The sequence below is a fragment of the Tsukamurella sp. DT100 genome (genome assembly GCF_049844855.1).
GTDB lineage: Bacteria > Actinomycetota > Actinomycetes > Mycobacteriales > Mycobacteriaceae > Tsukamurella.
Genome location: NZ_JBNCLV010000007.1, coordinates 238,412 through 256,147 on the forward strand (window position 1 = coordinate 238,412; position 17,736 = coordinate 256,147).

The window sequence follows — 17,736 nt, forward strand, 5'->3', positions numbered from 1 at the left end:
GTCCAGTCACGTCGTCCGGGCGGGGAGGCACCATGTCGCTGCAGTCTCAGGGTTCCGACTCCGCGGGTACGCCTGTCGCCTCGTCGCAGCCGGCCCCGCCCAACCTCGAGACGACGGGCTCGACCACCCGCCGGGTCCGGGCGCGCCTCGCCCGCCGGATGACGGGCACGCGCAACCACGTCCGGCCGGTCCTGGAACCGCTGGTGGCCCTGCACCGGGAGGTGTACCCGAAGGCGGACGTCGCGCTGATCGAGCGCGCCTACGACGTCGCGGAGCAGCGGCACGCCAGCCAGATGCGCAAGTCGGGCGACCCGTACATCACCCATCCGCTGGCCGTGGCGACGATCCTCGCCGAGCTGGGCATGGACACCACGACGCTGGTCGCGGCGCTGCTGCACGACACCGTCGAGGACACCGGGTACACGCTCGAGCAGCTCACCGCCGAGTTCGGCTCCGAGGTGGCGCACCTCGTGGACGGCGTCACCAAGCTCGACAAGGTGGCGCTCGGCAACGCCGCCGAGGCCGAGACGATCCGCAAGATGATCATCGCCATGGCCCGCGACCCGCGGGTGCTGGTGATCAAGGTCGCGGACCGGCTGCACAACATGCGCACGATGCGCTTCCTGCCGCCGGAGAAGCAGGCCCGCAAGGCCCGCGAGACCCTCGAGGTGATCGCGCCGCTCGCGCATCGCCTGGGTATGGCGACGGTGAAGTGGGAGCTGGAGGACCTGGCCTTCGCCATCCTCCACCCGAAGAAGTACGACGAGATCGTGCGGCTCGTCGCCGACCGCGCACCGTCGCGCGACACCTACCTGGCGGCCGTGCGTGCCGAGATCAACGGCGCGCTGTCGGCCCAGCGGATCGTCGCCGACGTGCAGGGACGGCCCAAGCACTACTGGTCGATCTACCAGAAGATGATCGTCAAGGGCCGCGACTTCGACGACATCCACGACCTGGTCGGCGTGCGGATCCTGTGCGACGAGGTGCGCGACTGCTACGCCGCGGTCGGCGTGGTCCACTCGCTGTGGCAGCCGATGGCCGGCCGGTTCAAGGACTACATCGCGCAGCCGCGCTACGGCGTCTACCAGTCGCTGCACACCACGGTGATCGGCCCGGAGGGCAAGCCGCTCGAGGTGCAGATCCGCACCCGGGAGATGCACCGCACCGCCGAGTTCGGCATCGCCGCGCACTGGCGGTACAAGGAGACCAAGGGGCGCTCCGGCGGCGGCGCCAAGGGCTCGGACCTGACCGAGGTCGACGACATGGCGTGGATGCGCCAGCTGCTCGACTGGCAGCGGGAGGCCGCGGACCCGGGGGAGTTCCTCGAATCGCTCCGCTACGACCTCGCGGTCAAGGAGATCTTCGTCTTCACCCCCAAGGGCGACGTGATCACGCTGCCCGCGGGTAGCACCCCCGTGGACTTCGCCTACGCCGTGCACACCGAGGTGGGTCATCGGTGCATCGGCGCCCGCGTCAACGGCCGGCTCGTGGCGCTCGAGCGCAAGCTCGAGAACGGCGAGGTCGTCGAGGTCTTCACCAGCAAGGCCGAGAGCGCGGGCCCGTCGCGCGACTGGCAGACGTTCGTCGTCTCCCCGCGGGCCAAGGCCAAGATCCGGCAGTGGTTCGCCAAGGAGCGCCGCGAGGAGGCGCTGGAGAACGGCCGCGACGCCATCGCCAAGGAGGTGCGCCGTTCGGGCCTCCCACTGCAGCGCCTGACGAACGCGGAGTCGATGGCGGGGATCGCCAAGGAACTGCGCTACGCGGACGTCTCCGCGCTGTACACGGCCGTGGGCGAGCACCAGGTGTCCGCGCACACCGTCGTGCAGCGGATGCTCGAGCAGCTGGGCGGCATCGAGGAGGCGACGGAGGAGCTGGCCGAGCGCAGCACCCCGTCGACGATCTCGGGTCCGACCGCGACGACCGACGTGGGCGTGCTCGTCACCGGGCAGCCGGGCGTGCTCGCGAAGCTCGCCAAGTGCTGCACGCCCGTGCCGGGCGACGAGATCGTCGGCTTCGTGACCCGCGGCGGCGGCGTCAGCGTGCACCGCACCGACTGCACCAACGTCGCCGAGCTCCGCAAGGAGCCCGAGCGCTTCCTGGACGTGAAGTGGGCGCCGTCCGCGTCGTCGGTGTTCCTGGTCGCGATCCAGGTCGAGGCGCTCGACCGGCACCGCCTGCTCTCGGACGTGACGAAGGTGCTCGCCGACGAGAAGGTCAACATCCTCTCCGCCTCGGTGACCACGTCGCGCGACCGGGTCGCCGTGTCGCGCTTCACCTTCGAGATGGGGGACCCGAAGCACCTCGGGCACGTGCTCAACGTCGTGCGCAACGTGGAGGGCGTCTACGACGTCTACCGTGTGACCTCGGCGCAGTAGCGTTCCGCCGGCACCGCACGGTCGCGGCGCGCCCCGAACGACGAAGGCCCCCGCCGGAGCGGGGGCCTTCCTCGTACGTCGGACTACTGGCCGGCGAGGGCCATGGTGGTGATGTTCACCGGGTCCTTGGGCTTACCGTCGGTGACGGGGGTGCCCGGCTTCGGGGCCGGGTCGCCCGGCTTCGGGACGATGCCCTTCTTCGCGATCATCTGCAGCACGGTCAGGCCGGCGTCATCCGTCTTGCCGATCACCGAGTAGTTCGCGGGCAGCGTGGTGTCCTTGTAGACGAGGAAGAACTGGCTCGAGCCCGTGTTGTACGTGCCCTCCTGGCCCGTCTGCGGGTTCGACTGCTGGTTCGCGTTCGCGACGGCGATCGTCCCGGCCGGGTAGATCACGTTCTGCGAGGCCGCCATCGGGTTGGCCTCCGCGGTCGCCGGCTTGAGGAACTTCGGCGCCTCGTCGGGCGAGGTCCAGCTCGGGCCGCCGAGGCCGGTGGCCGACGGGTCGCCGCACTGCAGCACGTAGAGGCCGCTCTTCTTGTCGGCGGCTTCGCTGGCCGTCTCGCGGTGGCAGGTCGTGGCGTCGAAGAACTTGGCCTGCATCAGTGCGACGAAGGTCTCCACGTTGCACGGCGCCTTCGAGCGATCGAGCTCGAAGCCGATGGGGCCCGCGTTGGTGGTAATGGTGCCCGTCATCGTGCCGGTGTTCGGGACGTCCTTGCCCTCGGGCTTGGTGAGCGACTTGTTGCGCTCGGCGAGCTTGTCCAGCTGCGGCAGCTGCTTCTCCGCCTCCGCGATCGTCTTCTCCGAGGCGTCGGTCTGCTCGATCGCCGCGTCGATCTGCTGCTTGAAGGAGGCCTGCTGATCCGCGGGCATCGTCGGCAGGCGCTTCTGCGCGTCGGCGATCTGGGTACGCATCGTCGCGATCTGCTTCTTCTGCGCGTCGAGGTTCTTCCGCGCATCGGCCGCGGGGTCGCGGTCGCCGAAGTCACAGGTCACGTGGAGCGACTTGTACTTGTTCTCCGCGGCCACGCGCAGGGGAGCGCGGGGACCCGCCGGGACCCAGATGTAGGCGGCCACGACGGCGGCCACCGCCACCACGGCGACACCTGCTCCGATGGCCTTCACCTTGCGCTTGCGCGCGTCGGACTCACGCCGCTCGTTCTGCTTGGCCAGCTTCTCGCGGGCTGCCTGGCGGCGCTCTTCATTGCTCGGCACGGTGTGACGACCTCCTCATTACCGACATCCGGCGGGCACAACTGATCGCCAAGTCTGCCAGCTAAACCTGATAGACGCCGTCACCGGGTCTGGTGCCACAATGGTCGGATGCTGATCACCGGATTCCCCGCGGGGGTGTTCCAGACCAATTGCTACGTCGTCGCGGCCGGTCCGGACTCCGACGCCGTCGTCATCGACCCCGGTCAGGACGCCGTCGCGCCGCTCAAGCAGTTGCTGGCCGAGCATCGCCTGAACCCGGTCGCGGTCCTGCTCACGCACGGTCACCTCGACCACACGTGGACCGCGCAGCCCTTCGCCGACGAGTACGGCATCCCCGTCCACATCCACGACGGCGACCGGGCGATGCTCGCGGATCCCGCCGTCGGCATCGGCGCCGCGCTCGGCGCGATGATCGGCGACCAGGTCTTCGTCGAGCCGCAGAAGGTCATCGACCTCGTCGACGGCGAGCCCGTCACCCTCGCCGGGATCACGTTCGGCGTGGACCATGCGCCGGGCCACTCCGCGGGCTCGATCGTCTTCACCGTCGAGGCCCCCGCCGTCGACGGTGCCGGAACCCCCGTCGAGGGCGAGACCGTCACCGTCGCCTTCGACGGCGACGTACTGTTCCAGGGTTCGATCGGCCGGACGGACCTGCCGGGCGGCAGCCACGAGCGGCTCCTCGAATCCATCGCGGCGAAGCTGCTGCCCCTGCGCGACGACACCGTCGTCCTGCCCGGGCACGGCCCCGCCACCACCATCGGACGGGAGCGGGCGTCGAACCCGTTCCTGCAGGGCCTCACCGGCACGCAGACGCCGGGTGAGCGGAAAGGACGATACGGACTGTGAGCGCCGGTAGCTTCCAGGCTCCCAAGGGCATTCCCGACTACATCCCGGTGCCGTCGGGGGAGAAGAACAGCTCCGCCGACTTCCTCGCCGTGCGCACCGCGCTGCTGCGGGCGACCGCCGAGGCGGGATACGGCTACATTGAGCTGCCGATCTTCGAGGACACCACGCTGTTCGCGCGGGGCGTCGGCGAGTCGACGGACGTGGTCGCGAAGGAGATGTACACCTTCGCCGACCGCGGCGACCGCTCGGTGACGCTGCGCCCCGAGGGCACCGCGGGCGTGGTCCGCGCGGTGCTGCAGCACGGCCTCGATCGCGGCCAGCTGCCGGTGAAGGCGGCCTACGCGGGCCCGTTCTTCCGCTACGAGCGTCCCCAGGAGGGGCGTTACCGGCAGCTGCAGCAGGTGGGCATGGAGGCCATCGGCGTGGACGACCCGGCGCTGGACGCCGAGGTGATCGCCGTGGCGGACCGGGCCTACCGCAGCGTCGGGCTCGACGGCTTCCGGCTGGAGGTCTCGAGCCTCGGCGACGCGACGTGCCGCCCGCAGTACCGCGAGAAGCTGCAGGAGTTCCTCTTCGCGCTCGACCTCGACGAGGAGACCCGGCGTCGCGCCGAGATCAACCCGCTGCGGGTGCTCGACGACAAGCGGCCCGAGGTCAAGGCGATGACCGCCGATGCGCCGCTCATGATCGACAACCTCACGGCGGAGCCGAAGGAGCACTTCGAGAAGGTGCTCGGCTACCTCGACGCGCTGGGCGTGCCCTACGTGGTCAACCCGCGGCTGGTCCGCGGGCTCGACTACTACACCAAGACCTGCTTCGAGTTCGTCCACGACGGCCTCGGCGCGCAGTCGGGCATCGGCGGCGGCGGCCGGTACGACGGCCTCGTCGAGCAGCTCGGCGGCCGCGAGGGCGTCACCGGCGTCGGCTTCGGGCTCGGCGTCGACCGCACGCTCCTGGCGCTCACGGCGGAGGGGAAGCGCGCACCGGCGGCGCCCCGCGTGGTGGCCTTCGGCGTGCCGCTCGGGGATGCCGCGCGCGACGCCATGGTGCCGCTGCTCGGCCGCCTGCGTCTGGCCGGCGTCGCGGCCGACATGGCCTACGGGAACCGCGCCATGAAGGGCGCGATGAAGGCCGCGGACCGTTCGGGCGCCCGCTTCGCGCTGATCCTGGGTGATGCGGAGCTCGAGCAGGGCGTCGTCATGGTCAAGGATCTGGCGAAGGGGGAGCAGCGCGCGCTCCCGATCGATACCGTCGTGGACGTGATCGTGACCGAGAGCGCCGAGAGCGCAGGGTAGCCCGCGTGTCGTCCAGTCCCGCCGAGCCCGGCGCCCGCGATCCGCGGGAGCTGAGCGCGGAGGACGCCGTCGATGTGGATCTGATCCCGCCCCGCGTGGTGCTGCCGAAGGTGCGCCGCGCGGTGGCGGTGGGGCTTCTCGTCACCGTCGTGGTCGCCGTCGTCGTGACCGTTGTGGCGGGCCCGGTGTGGGGCACCGCGGTGCTGCTCGCCGGTGCCGCGCCGGGCCTGGGCGGGTACCTCGGCGTCGCGCGGCGGCGCGTGGTGCTCGATCACCGCGTGCTCACCCGGCGGACGCTGCGCACGCAGCGGGTCAACCTCATGGACGCCGACGAGGTCGACCTCGTCGCCGAGGTGGCGCGGTTCGCCCAGGTGTCGTTGCGCATCCGGCACGGGAGGACGACGGTGCGCCTCCCGGTCGCCCTGTACGAGGGGCCCGGCCGGGGCCGGGTGCGCGGCCGCGAGCTGCCGATGCTGGGCACCCGCCGGCTCGCGGAGGCGCTGGACCGCAACCGTCGCGCGGAGGTGCGCGATATCGGGCGGGTGCTCGCGGAACAGTCCAGGTCGCAGGCCTCGTCGACGCCGATGCGCGACCGCCCGCTGTTCCGCGCGGCCGGGATCGCGCGGGAGGTCGGCGGCGCCGAGGAGCTGGTCTTCACGGCCGACGAGGTGGACGAGATCGCCCGGCCGCCGTGGTAGACGCGCGGTGTTCGAACGCTTGACTGCGCTCGAACAAAATGTTCGACTAGCGGTGTGCGATGGGACGGTCAGCTGCTGAGTGATGCCGGTTCGGGCGTGCGTGCGCTGCCCGGCCTCGAGGGCGTGGGGCGCACGGTCACGACGCCGGAGTTCGAGGGCATCACCTTTCACGAGGTGCTCTGCAAGAGTGCGCTGAACAAGCTGCCGGAGTCCTCGGCGATGCCCTTCTCCTGGACCGTCAATCCGTACCGCGGGTGCACCCATGCGTGCACGTACTGCTTCGCCCGGTCGAGCCACGAGTACCTCGAGTTCGATGCCGGCGGCGATTTCGACTCGCAGATCGTGGTGAAGACGAATCTCGTCTCGGTGCTCAAGAAGGAGCTGCGCCGCGCGTCGTGGAAGGGCGAGCCGGTGGCGCTCGGCACGAACACCGATCCGTACCAGCGCGCCGAGGGGCGGTACCGGCTCATGCCCGGCGTCATCGGGGCGCTGGCCGGCGCGGGCTCGCCGATCTCGATCCTCACCAAGGGCACGCTGCTGCGGCGCGACCTGCCGCTGCTCACCACGGCCGCGACGCGCGTGCCGGTGCAACTGTCGGTGTCGCTGGCGCTGCTCGACCCGGAGCTGCAGCGCTCGCTCGAGCCCGGGACGCCGAAGCCCGAGGCCCGGTTGGAGCTCATCCGGGCCATTGCGGACGCGGGCTTCGACTGCCACGTCATGGTCGCCCCCGTCGTGCCGTATCTCACCGACGACGCCGCCTCGCTGCGGGCGCTGATCTCCGCGCTCGCGGACGCGGGGGCGGCCAGCGCCTCGGTCATGGCGCTGAATCTCACGGGGCGGTACCGGGACTGGTTCCTCGGGTGGCTGTCGGAGAATCATCCGATGCTGGTGCGGCGCTACCGCCAGCTGTACGGCTCCACCGGCCGGGTCTCGGCCGACTACCGCACGCACCTGCGCGCCCGCGTCACGCCGATGCTCGAGGAGTTCGGGCTGCTGCGCCTGGAGGATCCGTACGCGAGCCCGCCGCAGCGTGCGCCGCGCACCCCGCGGGTCCACGGCTCCGCCGCGCCGGACCTGCAGGAGTCGCTCTTCTAGACAGGTGCGTAACCAATGCGTTACGCTTCTGGGGTGAGCGTCTTCGCGGCCATCGCCGACCCGGTGCGACGTCGGATCGTGCTGCTGCTGAGCGCGGCACCGATGACCGCGGGGCAGATCGCCGCCGAGTTCGACATCAGCCGGCCGGCTGTCAGCCGGCATCTGCGCGTGCTCCGCGACGCGGGCGTCGTCGAGGGCGGACCGTCGGGCGAGGACGGGCGCGAGCGCTCGTACGCGCTGCGGCTCGCCGCTCTCGAGGAAGTCGACGGCTGGCTGGCGCGGGTCCGCGGCCCCGCCCGGCTCGCGGGCCTGCTCGCCTCGCCCGCGCTGGACACCGAGGTGCGCCGCACCCGGCGCGACAACGCCCGCGCCGCGGGCGGGACCACTGAGATCGACGGAACACGAGAACGGGGAACGGCATGACCAAGCAGGCGACGGGGCGCGTGGAGCCGACGGACGGCGGACGCGACCTGATTCTCGAGCGGTACTTCGACGCGGGCGTCGACGACGTCTGGGCCTCGATCACGGAGCCGGTGCGGACGGCGCGGTGGTTCGGCTCCTGGGCGGGTGAGCCCGGCGTCGGATCCGTGGTGCAGGTGACGATGGGCTTCGAGGAGGGCGCCCCCGTCATGCCGATGACCATCACGGCGTGCGAGCCGCCCCGCAGGCTCGGCGTGCACTCCAAGGACGAGTACGGCGAGTGGAACCTCGAGGCGCTCGTCGAGCGGGACGGGGATCGGACTCGGCTCACCTTCGTCCATCACCTCGACGCCGCGGCCAATGCGGCCGAGGTCGGACCGGGGTGGGAGTACTACCTCGACGCCCTCGTCGCCGCCGAGACCGGCGGTGCGACACCGGATTTCGAGGACTATTTCCCGGCGATGTCGGCGCACTACGGCGGCGAGTGACGGGGCTGCCCTCGCGCCGCTAATGAAAACGATTACTATTAGTGGCATGACCGACTCAGCCCCACTGCCCGTCACCGTCCTCTCCGGCTTCCTCGGCGCCGGCAAGACCACGCTGCTCAACCACCTGCTCACCAATCGCGACGGCCTGCGCGTGGCGGTGATCGTCAACGACATGAGCGAGGTCAACGTCGACGCCGCGCTGGTCGATCTCGGCGGCTTCGATCGCACCGAGGAGAAGCTCGTCGAGCTCAGCAACGGGTGCATCTGCTGCACCCTGCGCGAGGATCTCGTCGACGCCGTCGGGGCGATCGCGCGGCAGCGCACCCCCGAGGGGGAGCCCCGGTTCGATCACCTCGTCATCGAGTCGACCGGTATCTCCGAGCCGATGCCCGTGGCCGCGACCTTCGATTGGACCTTCGACGACGGCAGCCGCCTCGGCGACCTCGCCGCCCTCGACACGATGGTCACGGTCGTCGATGCGAGTACCTTCCTCGGCGAGATCGCGCGCGGTTCCAGCCTCGCGCAGCGCGGCCTCGGCGCCGCCGCGGGCGACGAGCGGTCCATCGCCGACCTGCTCATCGATCAGGTCGAATTCGCCGACGTCGTGCTCATCAGCAAGCTGGATCTCGTCTCCGCGGCGGCCGGCGGCGCGGTCGAGGCCACCGTCCGCAGGCTCAACCCCCGGGCGCGCGTGCGGCCGCTCCCGCGCGGCGAGATCGCGGTTGCCGAAGTGATCGGCACCGGCCTGTTCGACCACGAGGCCGCGTCCTCGGTCGCGGGGTGGGACGACGAGGTGATCGGCGGCCACACGCCCGAGACGGAGGAGTACGGGATCTCCTCGACCGCCTACCGGGCCGACAGGCCTTTCCATCCGCAGCGGCTGCTCGAGTCGCTGGCGGAGGTGCGGGCGGTGCTCCGGAGCAAGGGCTTCTGCTGGATCGCGAGCCGCCCCGACCTGGTCGGCGTCTGGTCCCAGGCCGGCCCCAACCTCACCATCGAGCCAGCCGCCTACTGGTCCCAGGTCGACGGTGCGCCGCAGCAGGAGTTGGTCTTCATCGGCGTGCGCCTCGACGCCGAGCGGATGCGGGCCCTGCTCGACCGCGCGCTGCTCACCGACGACGAGGTGGCCGAGGGGCCGGCAGCGTGGGTGGAGTACCCGGACCGGCTACCGGCGTGGAACGTTCCGGCACACCGTCACTGAGCGGTGAGGGCGCGCCTGGCGGCACCCGTCGCCGCCGCGGCGACCTCCGGGATGAGCGCTAGACGCGTGCGGCGCTCGAGCAGATCCTCGGCCGTGATCGCGCCCTCGACGAGCGCGCCGAAGGCCAGCTCCGCGCCGGTGATCTCGGTGCCGTCGGCGACCGGCGCGGCGAGCGCCGGGTCGGCCGCGCCGAGCGCGACGACGACGGGAGCCTCGGTGCCGTAGGCGCGGACCAGCCGCTCCGGGGCGTCGACGCGCCGCAGGGCGTCCCGCGTCGCGGCGCCGACCAGGGGCAGGGTCCGGGTGACGCAGGGGCCGGCGGTCAGGCCCGATGCCGCGAGGGCGGCGTCGACGGCGTCCTCCGCCATCCGGCGGTACGTCGTGAGCTTGCCGCCGACCACGGTCACGAGGCCGTCGCCGCGGGTGAGCACCGCGTGCTTGCGGGAGACGTCGGCCGTCCGCCCTTCGCCGGAATCGAGCAGCGGGCGCAGACCGGCGAAGGTGCCGACGACGTCGTCGCGGGTCAGCGGCGTGCCGAGGGCCAGGTTCACCGTCGCGAGCAGGAAGTCGATCTCGGTGTCGGACGGCGTCGGCACGTCGGGCAGCGGACCGTCGGCCTCCTCGTCCGTGAGGCCCACGTAGACGCGCCCGTCCGGTTGCGGCAGCGCGAAGACGTACCGACCGAAGGCGCCGGGCACGGGCACCGTCAGGCCCGCGGTGAGCCCGCCGAACGTCTCCTGCCGGAACACGAGATGCGTGCCGCGGCTGGGCCGCAACGCGATCGCCGGGTCGACGGTGCCCGACCACACTCCGGTCGCGTTGACCACGGCCTTCGCGCGGACGGTCACCGAATGGCCGGTCAGCTCGTCGGTGATCGTGGCGGCGGTGCCGGTGACCTGCGAGGCGGAACAGTGGGTGAGGACCGTCGCACCGTGGCCCGCGGCGGTGCGGGCGATGCCCACGGTGAGCCGGGCGTCGTCGGTGAGCTGGCCGTCCCAGTTGAGGAGGCCACCGCGCAGGCCCGCGCGACGCACGGTGGGGGCCATCGCGATGACCTCTCCCGCGGAGATGCGGCCCGACCGGGCCAGCTCGGACGACGGGGTGCGGGCAGCCAGGCGCAGCGCGTCCCCGGCGAGGAAGCCGACCCGGGTGAGCGCGGCGTCGCGGCGCCGGACGTCGCCGAGGAGTGGAACCACCTGGGGGAGAGGCCGGGTGAGGTGCGGAGCGATCACCCGGATCAGGGCGTCGCGTTCCACGGCACTCTCGTAGGCGATCCCGACTGCGCCGGAGGCGAGGTAGCGCAGGCCGCCGTGCACGAGCTTCGAGGACCAGCGGCTCGTGCCGAACGCGAGGTCGTGCTTCTCGACCAGCGCGACGCGCAGGCCGCGGCTCGCGGCGTCGAGCGCGACGCCGGTGCCGGTGACCCCGCCGCCGATGACCAGCAGGTCGACGGAGGGGTCGGCCGTCAGTGCGGCGAGGTCGGCGGAGCGGCGGGCGGTGGAGAGCCGGGAGGCGGGATCGATCGACTCGACGGTGGCGGTCACGGCGCGAGGTACCGGTCGATGAGGTCGAAGAGCTGGGCGTCGAGCAGGTCGGCGGACTCGGTGAACACGGGCCCGGTGAGCGCGGACGACCACGCGAGCTGCAGCACGACGGCCGCGTGCTCGGCGGGCTCGCCGGCGCGGATGCTGCCGTCGGCCTGGCCGGCGGCGATCCCGCCGGTGATGGCCTCCAGCTGGGCGCGGGACGTCCGGCCGGTGCGGTGCAGCAGGTAGGGCATGAGGAACTCGGGATCGAGCTCGATGATGCGGCGCAGCAGCGGGTGCGAGCGGGCAGCCGCGGTCACGTGCACGACGGTGCGCGCGACGGTCTCGCGGCCGGTGGCGCCGTCGAACAGGCCGACGCCGGTGAGCGCGGCGACGAACTCGCGCGTGGTCACGGCGGCGGCCAGGGCCTGGACGTTCGGGTAGCGGCGGTACAGCGTGGCGCGGGAGACCTGCGCGGAGCGGGCGACGTCGGCCATCGTGGTGCGGCGGATGCCGATGGTGGCCATCAGGTCGCGCGCGGCGTCGAGGATCAGCTCGTCGTCGACGGCGTTGGCGGGGCCGCGCGTGGACGTTCCCCGAGGATTGAGATCCTGCGACATCATGTGTACAAATGTATCATGACTTCGTCCGAGGTGGATCTGCCCGTCGTCGCTTTCGAGCCCGGCCGCTGGGGTGATCCCGCGAACCCCATGCACCTGTCCGAGTCGGTGCTCGGCGCCCTCACGATGCTCGGCATCGAGGGCGGCCCCGGGGAGCCCGAGCAGCCCTTCCTCATGCCGTCGCGCGTCTCCGGCCGGGCCCTCGCGGCCCTGCAGAAGACAGGTGTGACGGTCGCCACCGACGACGCTACCCGGCTCGCGCACCTGCGCGGCTACTCCACGCCGGACCTGCTGAAGTTCCGTGCCGGCGACACCTCCGACACGCCCGACGCGGTCGTCGTTCCGGCGACCGCGGAGCAGGTCGCCGAGGTACTCGCCGTGTGTGCGGCCAAGGACCTCACGCTCAGCCCGTTCGCCGGCGGCACGTCCGTCACCGGCGGCCTCGCGCCCGAGCGCACCCGCCCCGTCGTCGCGCTGGACCTGCGGGGCCTGTCCGGCCTGATCGGCCTCGACGCGGTCTCCCAGATCGCGACCCTGGCGGCCGGGACCCGCCTGCCCGAGGCCGAGCGCCTGCTCGCCGAGCACGGCTACGAGCTCGGCCACTTCCCGCAGTCCTACGAGGGCGCCACCGTCGGCGGCTGCGCCGTGACCCGCTCCGCCGGGCAGTCCTCGATCGGCTACGGCCGGTTCGACGAGATGGTCGTCGGGCTCACCGTCGCCACGCCGCAGGGCGTCGCCGAGATCGGCACCGCCCCCAAGTCCGCCGCCGGCCCCGACCTGCGGCAGCTCTTCCTCGGCTCCGAGGGCGCCTTCGGCGTCGTCACCGCCGTCCGCGTCCGGGTGCACCCCGTCCCGACGGTCCGCCGCTTCTACGGCTGGCGCTTCCCCGACTTCGCGGCAGGCGCGAACGCCATGCGCGTGCTGGCCCAGAGCTCCGTCCGCCCGACGGTGCTGCGCCTGTCCGACGAGGCGGAGACCGGCCTCAACCTCGCGAACCCCGGGGCCGCCGGTCAGGCGGCCGTCGGCGGGTGCCTGATGGTGGTGGGCTTCGAGGGCGACGAGCCCGATGTCGACTGCCGCGACGGCTACGTCTCCGCGCGCCTGATCGAGCTGGGCGGCGAGTTCCTCGGCGAGGAGCCGGGGGAGGCCTGGCGCGCCGGGCGGTTCCGCGGCCCGTACCTGCGCGACCCGCTGCTCGACGCGGGCGCGCTCGTCGAGACGCTGGAGACCGTGACCTTCTGGTCGAACGTCGACCGGCTCAAGGCCGACGTCACCGCCGCGCTCACCGGCGCCCTCGGCGCGCAGGGCACGCCCGCCGTCGTCATGTGCCACATCTCGCACGTCTACCCGACCGGCGCCTCGCTGTACTTCACCGTGATCGCGAAGGCACTGGAAGATCCGCTGGCACAGTGGGGTGCCGCGAAGGCCGCCGCCAACGCCGCGATCCGCGCCGCGGGAGCGTCGATCACGCACCACCACGCCGTCGGCACGGACCACCGCGCCACCTACCTGGAGGAGATCGGCGACGTGCAGGTGACCGCGCTGCGTGCGGTCAAGGAGGCCCTCGACCCGCAGGGCGTGCTCAACCCCGGGATCCTGCTCCCGTGACCGCCACGGATGTCATCGCCGTCCTCAACCCGATCTCGGGCGGCGGGATCGCGCGCACCCGGTGGGCCGCCGTCGCCGAGGAGTTGGCCCGCCGGGACGTCTCCACGGACGTCGTCGAGTCGACGTCGAGCACCGACGCGCGGCGGCTCGCCGAGGAGGCCGCCGCGTCGGGCGCGCTGACCGTCGCGGTCGGCGGCGACGGCCAGATCCGCGAGGTCGCCACCGGCGTCCTCCGCGTGCCGGGCGCACCCATGGGCATCGTCACCGCGGGCCGCGGCAACGACATGGCCCGCCACCTGCGCATTCCCGACGAGCCGTCGGCCATCGCCGACGTGCTCACCGACGGCCGCCGCAAGGACCTCGACGTGCTCACCGTCGGCGGCGAGATCGCCGTCGGCAACGTCTACGTCGGCCTGGACTCGGTGGCCACCGAGCTGATCAACAAGCTGCGCTGGATGGGGCCGCTCGCGTACCGCCTCGCCCCGGCGATCGCCGCGCTCCGCTGGAAGCCCGCCGCCTTCCGGATCGAGGTCGACGGTGCCGTCCACGAGGGCCCGGTGCACATGGTGGTGATCGCCAACTCCGGCTGGTACGGCAGCGGCCTGCACATGGTCCCCGCCGCGGCGTCCGACAACGGCCGCATCGAGGTGCTCGCCGTCGACGGTGCCGGGAACAAGCTCAAGCTCATCAGCGCGATGGGGGAGGCGAAGACCGGCGCCCACGTCGCGCGGGCCGAGGTCCTGACGTTCAGCGGCCAGGAGGTCGTCGTCAGCGCCGACCGTCCGATCCCCGTCCACGCCGACGGCGACTACCTGCAGGAGCTGCCCGTCACCGTCGGGATCCGCACCGCCGTCCTCCCGGTCCTCGTGCCCCGCTGACGCTCAGACGATCGCGGCGCGCAGGGTGTCCAGGCCCATGCCGCCGAGCGCCAGGGCGTCGCGGTGGAAGTCCTTGACCGTCGATCCGGGGTGCGCGGCGAGGTAGGCGTCGCGGGTCTGCTGCCACACGCGCTGGCCCACCGAGTACGACGGTGCTTGCCCGGGCCAGCCGAGGTAGCGGTGGTACTCGAAGCGCAGTTGCTCGTCCGACATGGCGACGTGCGAGCGGAGGAAGGCCCAGCCCTTGTCGTAGGTCCAAGCCCCGCCGCCGACCTCGGCGGGCGCCTCGAAACCGCAATGCACGCCGATGTCGAGAACGACCCGCGCCGCGCGGAGGCGCTGGGAGTCGAGCATGCCCATGAGGTCGCCGTCGTCGTCGAGGAATCCCAGGCCGCGCATCAGGCGTTCGGCGTACAGCGCCCACCCCTCGCCGTGGCCGGAGGTGAACGAGTAGAGCTTGCGCCACCGGTTGAGCGGCGCGATCACGGCCTGCCCGATCTGCAGATGATGGCCGGGCACGCCCTCGTGATAGACGGTCGTCTTCTCCTGCCAGGTATGGAACTCGGTGACACCGGGCGGCACGGACCACCACATCGAGCCCGGCCGGGTGAGGTCCGCGGACGGACCGGTGTAGTAGATCCCGCCGTTGCTGCTCGGCGCGATCCGGCAGTCCAGGTGATGCAGCTCGGCGGGGATGTCGAAGTGCACGCCCGCGAGCGCGGCCACCGACTCGTCCGACGTGCGCTGCATCCACTCGCGCAGAGCGTCGGTGCCCTGCAGCGCGTACCGCGGCTCGGTGTCGAGCCTCGCCAGGGCGTCCGCGACGGTCGCGCCCGGGTACAGGCGGGCCGCCACCTCGTTCTGTTCGGCGACGATCGAGGCGAGGAGTTGCCGGCCCCAGGCGTAGGTCTCCTCCAGATCGACGGCCGTGCCCAGGAACACTCGTGAGTGGAGCGGGTACGCCTCCCGCCCGACACCGAGGCCGCCGGGCTGGTCCACGGCGATCGCCGAGGGGGCGATCTCGGTCTCGAGCACCTCCGCGAATCGGCTGAAGGACGCGCGGATCTCATCGGTGAGGCCCGGCGCGACGTCGGCCGCCCGAGCGGCGTTGGCCGCGACCTGCTCGCCTGCCTCGCGGGCCTGCGCTAGTACCTCGCGGACCTGTAGCGCGGGGAAGGGCCAGGCCCCGTCGGCGAGGCGGGCCCGCAGGCCCGAGACGGCCGACTCGACCGCCTGCGGCACGGCCGCGAGGCGCGGCGCAAGGCGCGGGTCCCCGTCGGGCATGAGGTCGAAGACGTCGCGGATCGCCTGCAGTGGGGAGGCGATGACGTTGAGGTCGCCGACGATCCGCCCCGCGTCCGCGAGCTCGATCTCGACGCCGAGCCGCTCGCGTAGCGCGTCCGCGGTGACCCGGTCGGCGTCCGACTCCGGCGTCAGTGTTGCGAGCTCGGCGAGCGTCTCGCGCGCGACGACGATCCTGGCGGCGACGCCGGCGGGGGAGAAGTCGGTGAGCCGGTCGTCGAAGTCGGTGATCCCCACCGCGGTGGCCTCGATCGGATCGACCTCGGCGAGCCGCAGGGCCAGACGGTCCGCCAGGGCGTCGATCGGCGTGGAGGGGGGAGTGGTGTCAGCCATGCCCCGAGGTTAGGGGAATCGTGGCCGGAAGGGGATCGGGTTGTTCGCGCGCCGCTCAGTGCCTGCGGTCGCGGCGATCGGAGTACGCCGATGCGGCGCCGTTCAGCGCAGCGCTGCAGAGCAGGGCCACGGCCGTGAGCGCCCAGAATCCGGGCGTACCCCAATGCATGTGGTGCGCGAGCTCGAAGGTCTCCTTGAGCGCGATGAGCGCGGCACCCGCGGCCACGATCATCCACGCGCGCGCGACCGCGAAGTAGCGGGCCAGGTTCGCCGACTGCGCCGGAGTCAGCACCGTCGTGAGGGTCCTAGATCGCCTGCAGCGGGATCACGTTGAGATCCCGACGGTCCGTCTACCTCGGCCAGGTCGATCTCCACGCCCAGCCGCTGGCGAAGCGCGTCCGCGGTCACCCGGTCGGCGTCTGATTCGGGGCGAGGACCGCGGTGGTCTCGATCGGATCGGCTGGACGGTGCACAAACTGGTTGTCCAGCGCATCGATCGGGGTGAGAGTGGGCGGCGTGGCGGTCACTCGACGCTTGAATGCCAGGTTTGCGGCTGCACTTGGGGGTGATTCTCAACGCATTGGACCGAGTGCTCCCTCCAACTCAGTTTCCGCCAGCGCTGACGTCTGACGGTCCGTAGACGGCCTCAAGCGGGGTGTCGCCGGGCACCCAATATGGGATCTGGAAGTTGCCATCGCAAGGCGTCCCACCGCATGGTACGTATTTCTCAGTGTCGGCAAAGGATGTGGCTGAACTGATTGTGCCCATGGAGATGGCAACCACAGCCCCGATCAGAACACTGCGAGCCGAAATCATCTTCATGATTCTAACCTTCCCTCGTGTCTAGTTGATTTCCCAAACAAACGTACCAAAGGTTGTCGGCCATTGAGCGCCGGTTCGGCTATCCGTGATCGTCAGATGTTGCCGCTGAAGGTGTCGCACTGCGCCGGGGTGCCGGTGCGGTAGCCCTGCGAGAACCACCGCACGCGCTGCTCGGACGTACCGTGCGAGAAGGACTCGGGGTTGACGTTGCGGCCCGCGTTGCGCTGGATCGTGTCGTCGCCGATGGCCTGCGCCGTGGTGATCGCTTCGGAGATCTCCTCCTGCGTCAGCGGCTTGAGGATCGCGTCGTCGCCCTTGTCGGCGTGGGCTGCCCAGACGCCGGCGTAGCAGTCGGCCTGCAGCTCGACGCGGACTGAGCCGCCCTGCGCGCCGCGGCCCTGCTGGGCCTTGTTGATGTCGCCGAGGAGGGTCTGCACGTGGTGGCCGAACTCGTGGGCCACGATGTACTCCTGCGAGAACGGCGCGTTGGTGCCGCCCATCTTCTTGATCACGCGATCCATGAAGTCGAGCTGGAACACGGCGACCTGGTCGCTCGGGCAGTAGAACGGACCCGTGTCGGCGCTCGCCACGCCGCAGGCGGTGTTGATGGACTGTGCGTCCGAGGGCATGATCTTGGTCCCGCCGCGCGGGGGCTGGTAGCCGCGCAGGACGGTCGGCCACACCTTGTCGAGTGAGATGGTGGTCGCCTTGATGCGGCAGGTGGTGTTCTTATTCGCGTCGGCGCCCGTCTTGCAGGCCGCGAGGTCGCGATCGACCTGCTCCTGCCCGGCGCTGATGCCTTGACCGGAACCTTGGCCCTGCTGGGACTGCTGCGGGACACCACCGGTGCTCCCGGTGAGGAAGTAGATGATCAGGCCGATCACGACCGTGCCGATGCTGCCGCCGCCGATCACCATGCCGCGGCCGAGGCCGCCACCTCCGCCCGCGCTGACGTTGCCGCCGCTGAGGTCGCTGTCATCCCGAAAGGTCATGCGCACAGCATTCCATGACA

16 protein-coding genes are annotated in these 17,736 nt (G+C 71.6%); 10 read left to right on the forward strand and 6 right to left on the reverse strand.

Going from position 1 to position 17,736, the window contains the following annotated elements:
• Nucleotides 1–32 precede the first annotated feature (32 nt).
• Nucleotides 33–2,375: a RelA/SpoT family protein gene (locus ACLQ3K_RS18345; RefSeq protein ID WP_224644993.1), complete on the forward strand. Its 2,343-nt coding sequence runs from the start codon at nt 33–35 to the stop codon at nt 2,373–2,375.
• An 83-nt stretch (nt 2,376–2,458) separates the two neighbouring features.
• Here the strand turns inward: ACLQ3K_RS18345 and ACLQ3K_RS18350 are convergent, their stop codons facing one another.
• Nucleotides 2,459–3,592 carry a peptidylprolyl isomerase gene (locus tag ACLQ3K_RS18350; protein ID WP_426001017.1) on the reverse strand — a complete coding sequence of 378 codons (1,134 nt, stop codon included), beginning with the start codon at nt 3,590–3,592 and terminating at the stop codon, nt 2,459–2,461.
• A gap of 108 nt (nt 3,593–3,700) precedes the next feature.
• Between ACLQ3K_RS18350 and ACLQ3K_RS18355 the strand changes: the two genes are divergently transcribed.
• Genes ACLQ3K_RS18355 through ACLQ3K_RS18385 form a run of 7 tightly spaced genes read left to right on the forward strand, consistent with a single transcriptional unit; the run spans nt 3,701 to nt 9,635 of the window.
• Nucleotides 3,701–4,438: an MBL fold metallo-hydrolase gene (locus ACLQ3K_RS18355; RefSeq protein WP_224644995.1), complete on the forward strand. Its 738-nt coding sequence runs from the start codon at nt 3,701–3,703 to the stop codon at nt 4,436–4,438.
• Nucleotides 4,435–5,733: a histidine--tRNA ligase gene (hisS, locus tag ACLQ3K_RS18360; RefSeq protein WP_336670421.1), complete on the forward strand. Its 1,299-nt coding sequence runs from the start codon at nt 4,435–4,437 to the stop codon at nt 5,731–5,733. The genes ACLQ3K_RS18355 and hisS overlap by 4 nt, the downstream gene beginning before the upstream one ends.
• A gap of 5 nt (nt 5,734–5,738) precedes the next feature.
• A complete protein-coding gene (locus ACLQ3K_RS18365) occupies nt 5,739–6,431 on the forward strand; it encodes a hypothetical protein (RefSeq protein ID WP_224644997.1) in 693 nt (230 codons plus the stop codon).
• Between the two features lie 54 nt (nt 6,432–6,485).
• The gene (locus ACLQ3K_RS18370) at nt 6,486–7,526 is read left to right on the forward strand and encodes an Rv2578c family radical SAM protein (RefSeq protein ID WP_426001018.1); all 1,041 of its coding nucleotides are present in this window, start codon (nt 6,486–6,488) and stop codon (nt 7,524–7,526) included.
• 33 nt (nt 7,527–7,559) lie between these two features.
• Entirely contained in the window at nt 7,560–7,949 is a 390-nt protein-coding gene (locus ACLQ3K_RS18375; protein WP_426001019.1) for a metalloregulator ArsR/SmtB family transcription factor, read from the forward strand.
• Nucleotides 7,946–8,434: an SRPBCC family protein gene (locus tag ACLQ3K_RS18380; RefSeq protein WP_426001020.1), complete on the forward strand. Its 489-nt coding sequence runs from the start codon at nt 7,946–7,948 to the stop codon at nt 8,432–8,434. Before ACLQ3K_RS18375 ends, ACLQ3K_RS18380 begins: the two co-directional genes overlap by 4 nt.
• A gap of 46 nt (nt 8,435–8,480) precedes the next feature.
• Nucleotides 8,481–9,635, forward strand: coding sequence for a GTP-binding protein (locus tag ACLQ3K_RS18385; protein WP_426001021.1), 1,155 nt, complete (start codon nt 8,481–8,483; stop codon nt 9,633–9,635).
• Here the strand turns inward: ACLQ3K_RS18385 and ACLQ3K_RS18390 are convergent.
• Nucleotides 9,629–11,179, reverse strand: a complete 1,551-nt coding sequence (locus ACLQ3K_RS18390) for a glycerol-3-phosphate dehydrogenase/oxidase (protein ID WP_426001022.1) — start codon at nt 11,177–11,179, stop codon at nt 9,629–9,631. The two genes, ACLQ3K_RS18385 and ACLQ3K_RS18390, sit on opposite strands and share 7 nt — an antisense overlap.
• Nucleotides 11,176–11,784, reverse strand: coding sequence for a TetR/AcrR family transcriptional regulator (locus tag ACLQ3K_RS18395; protein ID WP_426001023.1), 609 nt, complete (start codon nt 11,782–11,784; stop codon nt 11,176–11,178). Before ACLQ3K_RS18395 ends, ACLQ3K_RS18390 begins: the two co-directional genes overlap by 4 nt.
• Before the next feature lie 15 nt (nt 11,785–11,799).
• On the opposite strand from ACLQ3K_RS18395, the gene ACLQ3K_RS18400 reads away from it, so the two are divergent.
• Together ACLQ3K_RS18400 and ACLQ3K_RS18405 are read left to right on the forward strand one after the other, a co-directional pair.
• The gene (locus ACLQ3K_RS18400; RefSeq protein ID WP_426001024.1) at nt 11,800–13,389 is read left to right on the forward strand and encodes an FAD-binding oxidoreductase; all 1,590 of its coding nucleotides are present in this window, start codon (nt 11,800–11,802) and stop codon (nt 13,387–13,389) included.
• On the forward strand, nt 13,386–14,267 hold the full coding sequence (locus tag ACLQ3K_RS18405; protein WP_426001025.1) for a diacylglycerol/lipid kinase family protein: 882 nt from the start codon (nt 13,386–13,388) through the stop codon (nt 14,265–14,267). The genes ACLQ3K_RS18400 and ACLQ3K_RS18405 overlap by 4 nt, the downstream gene beginning before the upstream one ends.
• A 3-nt stretch (nt 14,268–14,270) precedes the next feature.
• Here the strand turns inward: ACLQ3K_RS18405 and ACLQ3K_RS18410 are convergent, their stop codons facing one another.
• From ACLQ3K_RS18410 to ypfJ, 3 genes are all read right to left on the reverse strand, one after another.
• On the reverse strand, nt 14,271–15,902 hold the full coding sequence (locus tag ACLQ3K_RS18410) for a DUF885 domain-containing protein (RefSeq protein WP_426001026.1): 1,632 nt from the start codon (nt 15,900–15,902) through the stop codon (nt 14,271–14,273).
• 55 nt (nt 15,903–15,957) lie between these two features.
• Nucleotides 15,958–16,194 carry a hypothetical protein gene (locus ACLQ3K_RS18415; RefSeq protein WP_426001027.1) on the reverse strand — a complete coding sequence of 79 codons (237 nt, stop codon included), beginning with the start codon at nt 16,192–16,194 and terminating at the stop codon, nt 15,958–15,960.
• Nucleotides 16,195–16,816: 622 nt separating this feature from the next.
• Complete coding sequence (gene ypfJ, locus ACLQ3K_RS18420; protein WP_426001028.1) at nt 16,817–17,716, reverse strand: KPN_02809 family neutral zinc metallopeptidase; 900 nt, start codon at nt 17,714–17,716, stop codon at nt 16,817–16,819.
• Nucleotides 17,717–17,736: the final 20 nt, after the last annotated feature.

Coding starts and splice junctions, on each gene's coding strand:
- ACLQ3K_RS18400 (WP_426001024.1), top strand. CDS start 11,800: ATGACTTCGTCCGAGGTGGATCTGCCCGTCGTCGCTTTCGAGCCCGGC.
- ypfJ (WP_426001028.1), bottom strand. CDS start 17,716: ATGACCTTTCGGGATGACAGCGACCTCAGCGGCGGCAACGTCAGCGCG.
- ACLQ3K_RS18395 (WP_426001023.1), bottom strand. CDS start 11,784: ATGATGTCGCAGGATCTCAATCCTCGGGGAACGTCCACGCGCGGCCCC.
- ACLQ3K_RS18345 (WP_224644993.1), top strand. CDS start 33: ATGTCGCTGCAGTCTCAGGGTTCCGACTCCGCGGGTACGCCTGTCGCC.
- ACLQ3K_RS18380 (WP_426001020.1), top strand. CDS start 7,946: ATGACCAAGCAGGCGACGGGGCGCGTGGAGCCGACGGACGGCGGACGC.
- ACLQ3K_RS18355 (WP_224644995.1), top strand. CDS start 3,701: ATGCTGATCACCGGATTCCCCGCGGGGGTGTTCCAGACCAATTGCTAC.
- ACLQ3K_RS18410 (WP_426001026.1), bottom strand. CDS start 15,902: ATGGCTGACACCACTCCCCCCTCCACGCCGATCGACGCCCTGGCGGAC.
- ACLQ3K_RS18385 (WP_426001021.1), top strand. CDS start 8,481: ATGACCGACTCAGCCCCACTGCCCGTCACCGTCCTCTCCGGCTTCCTC.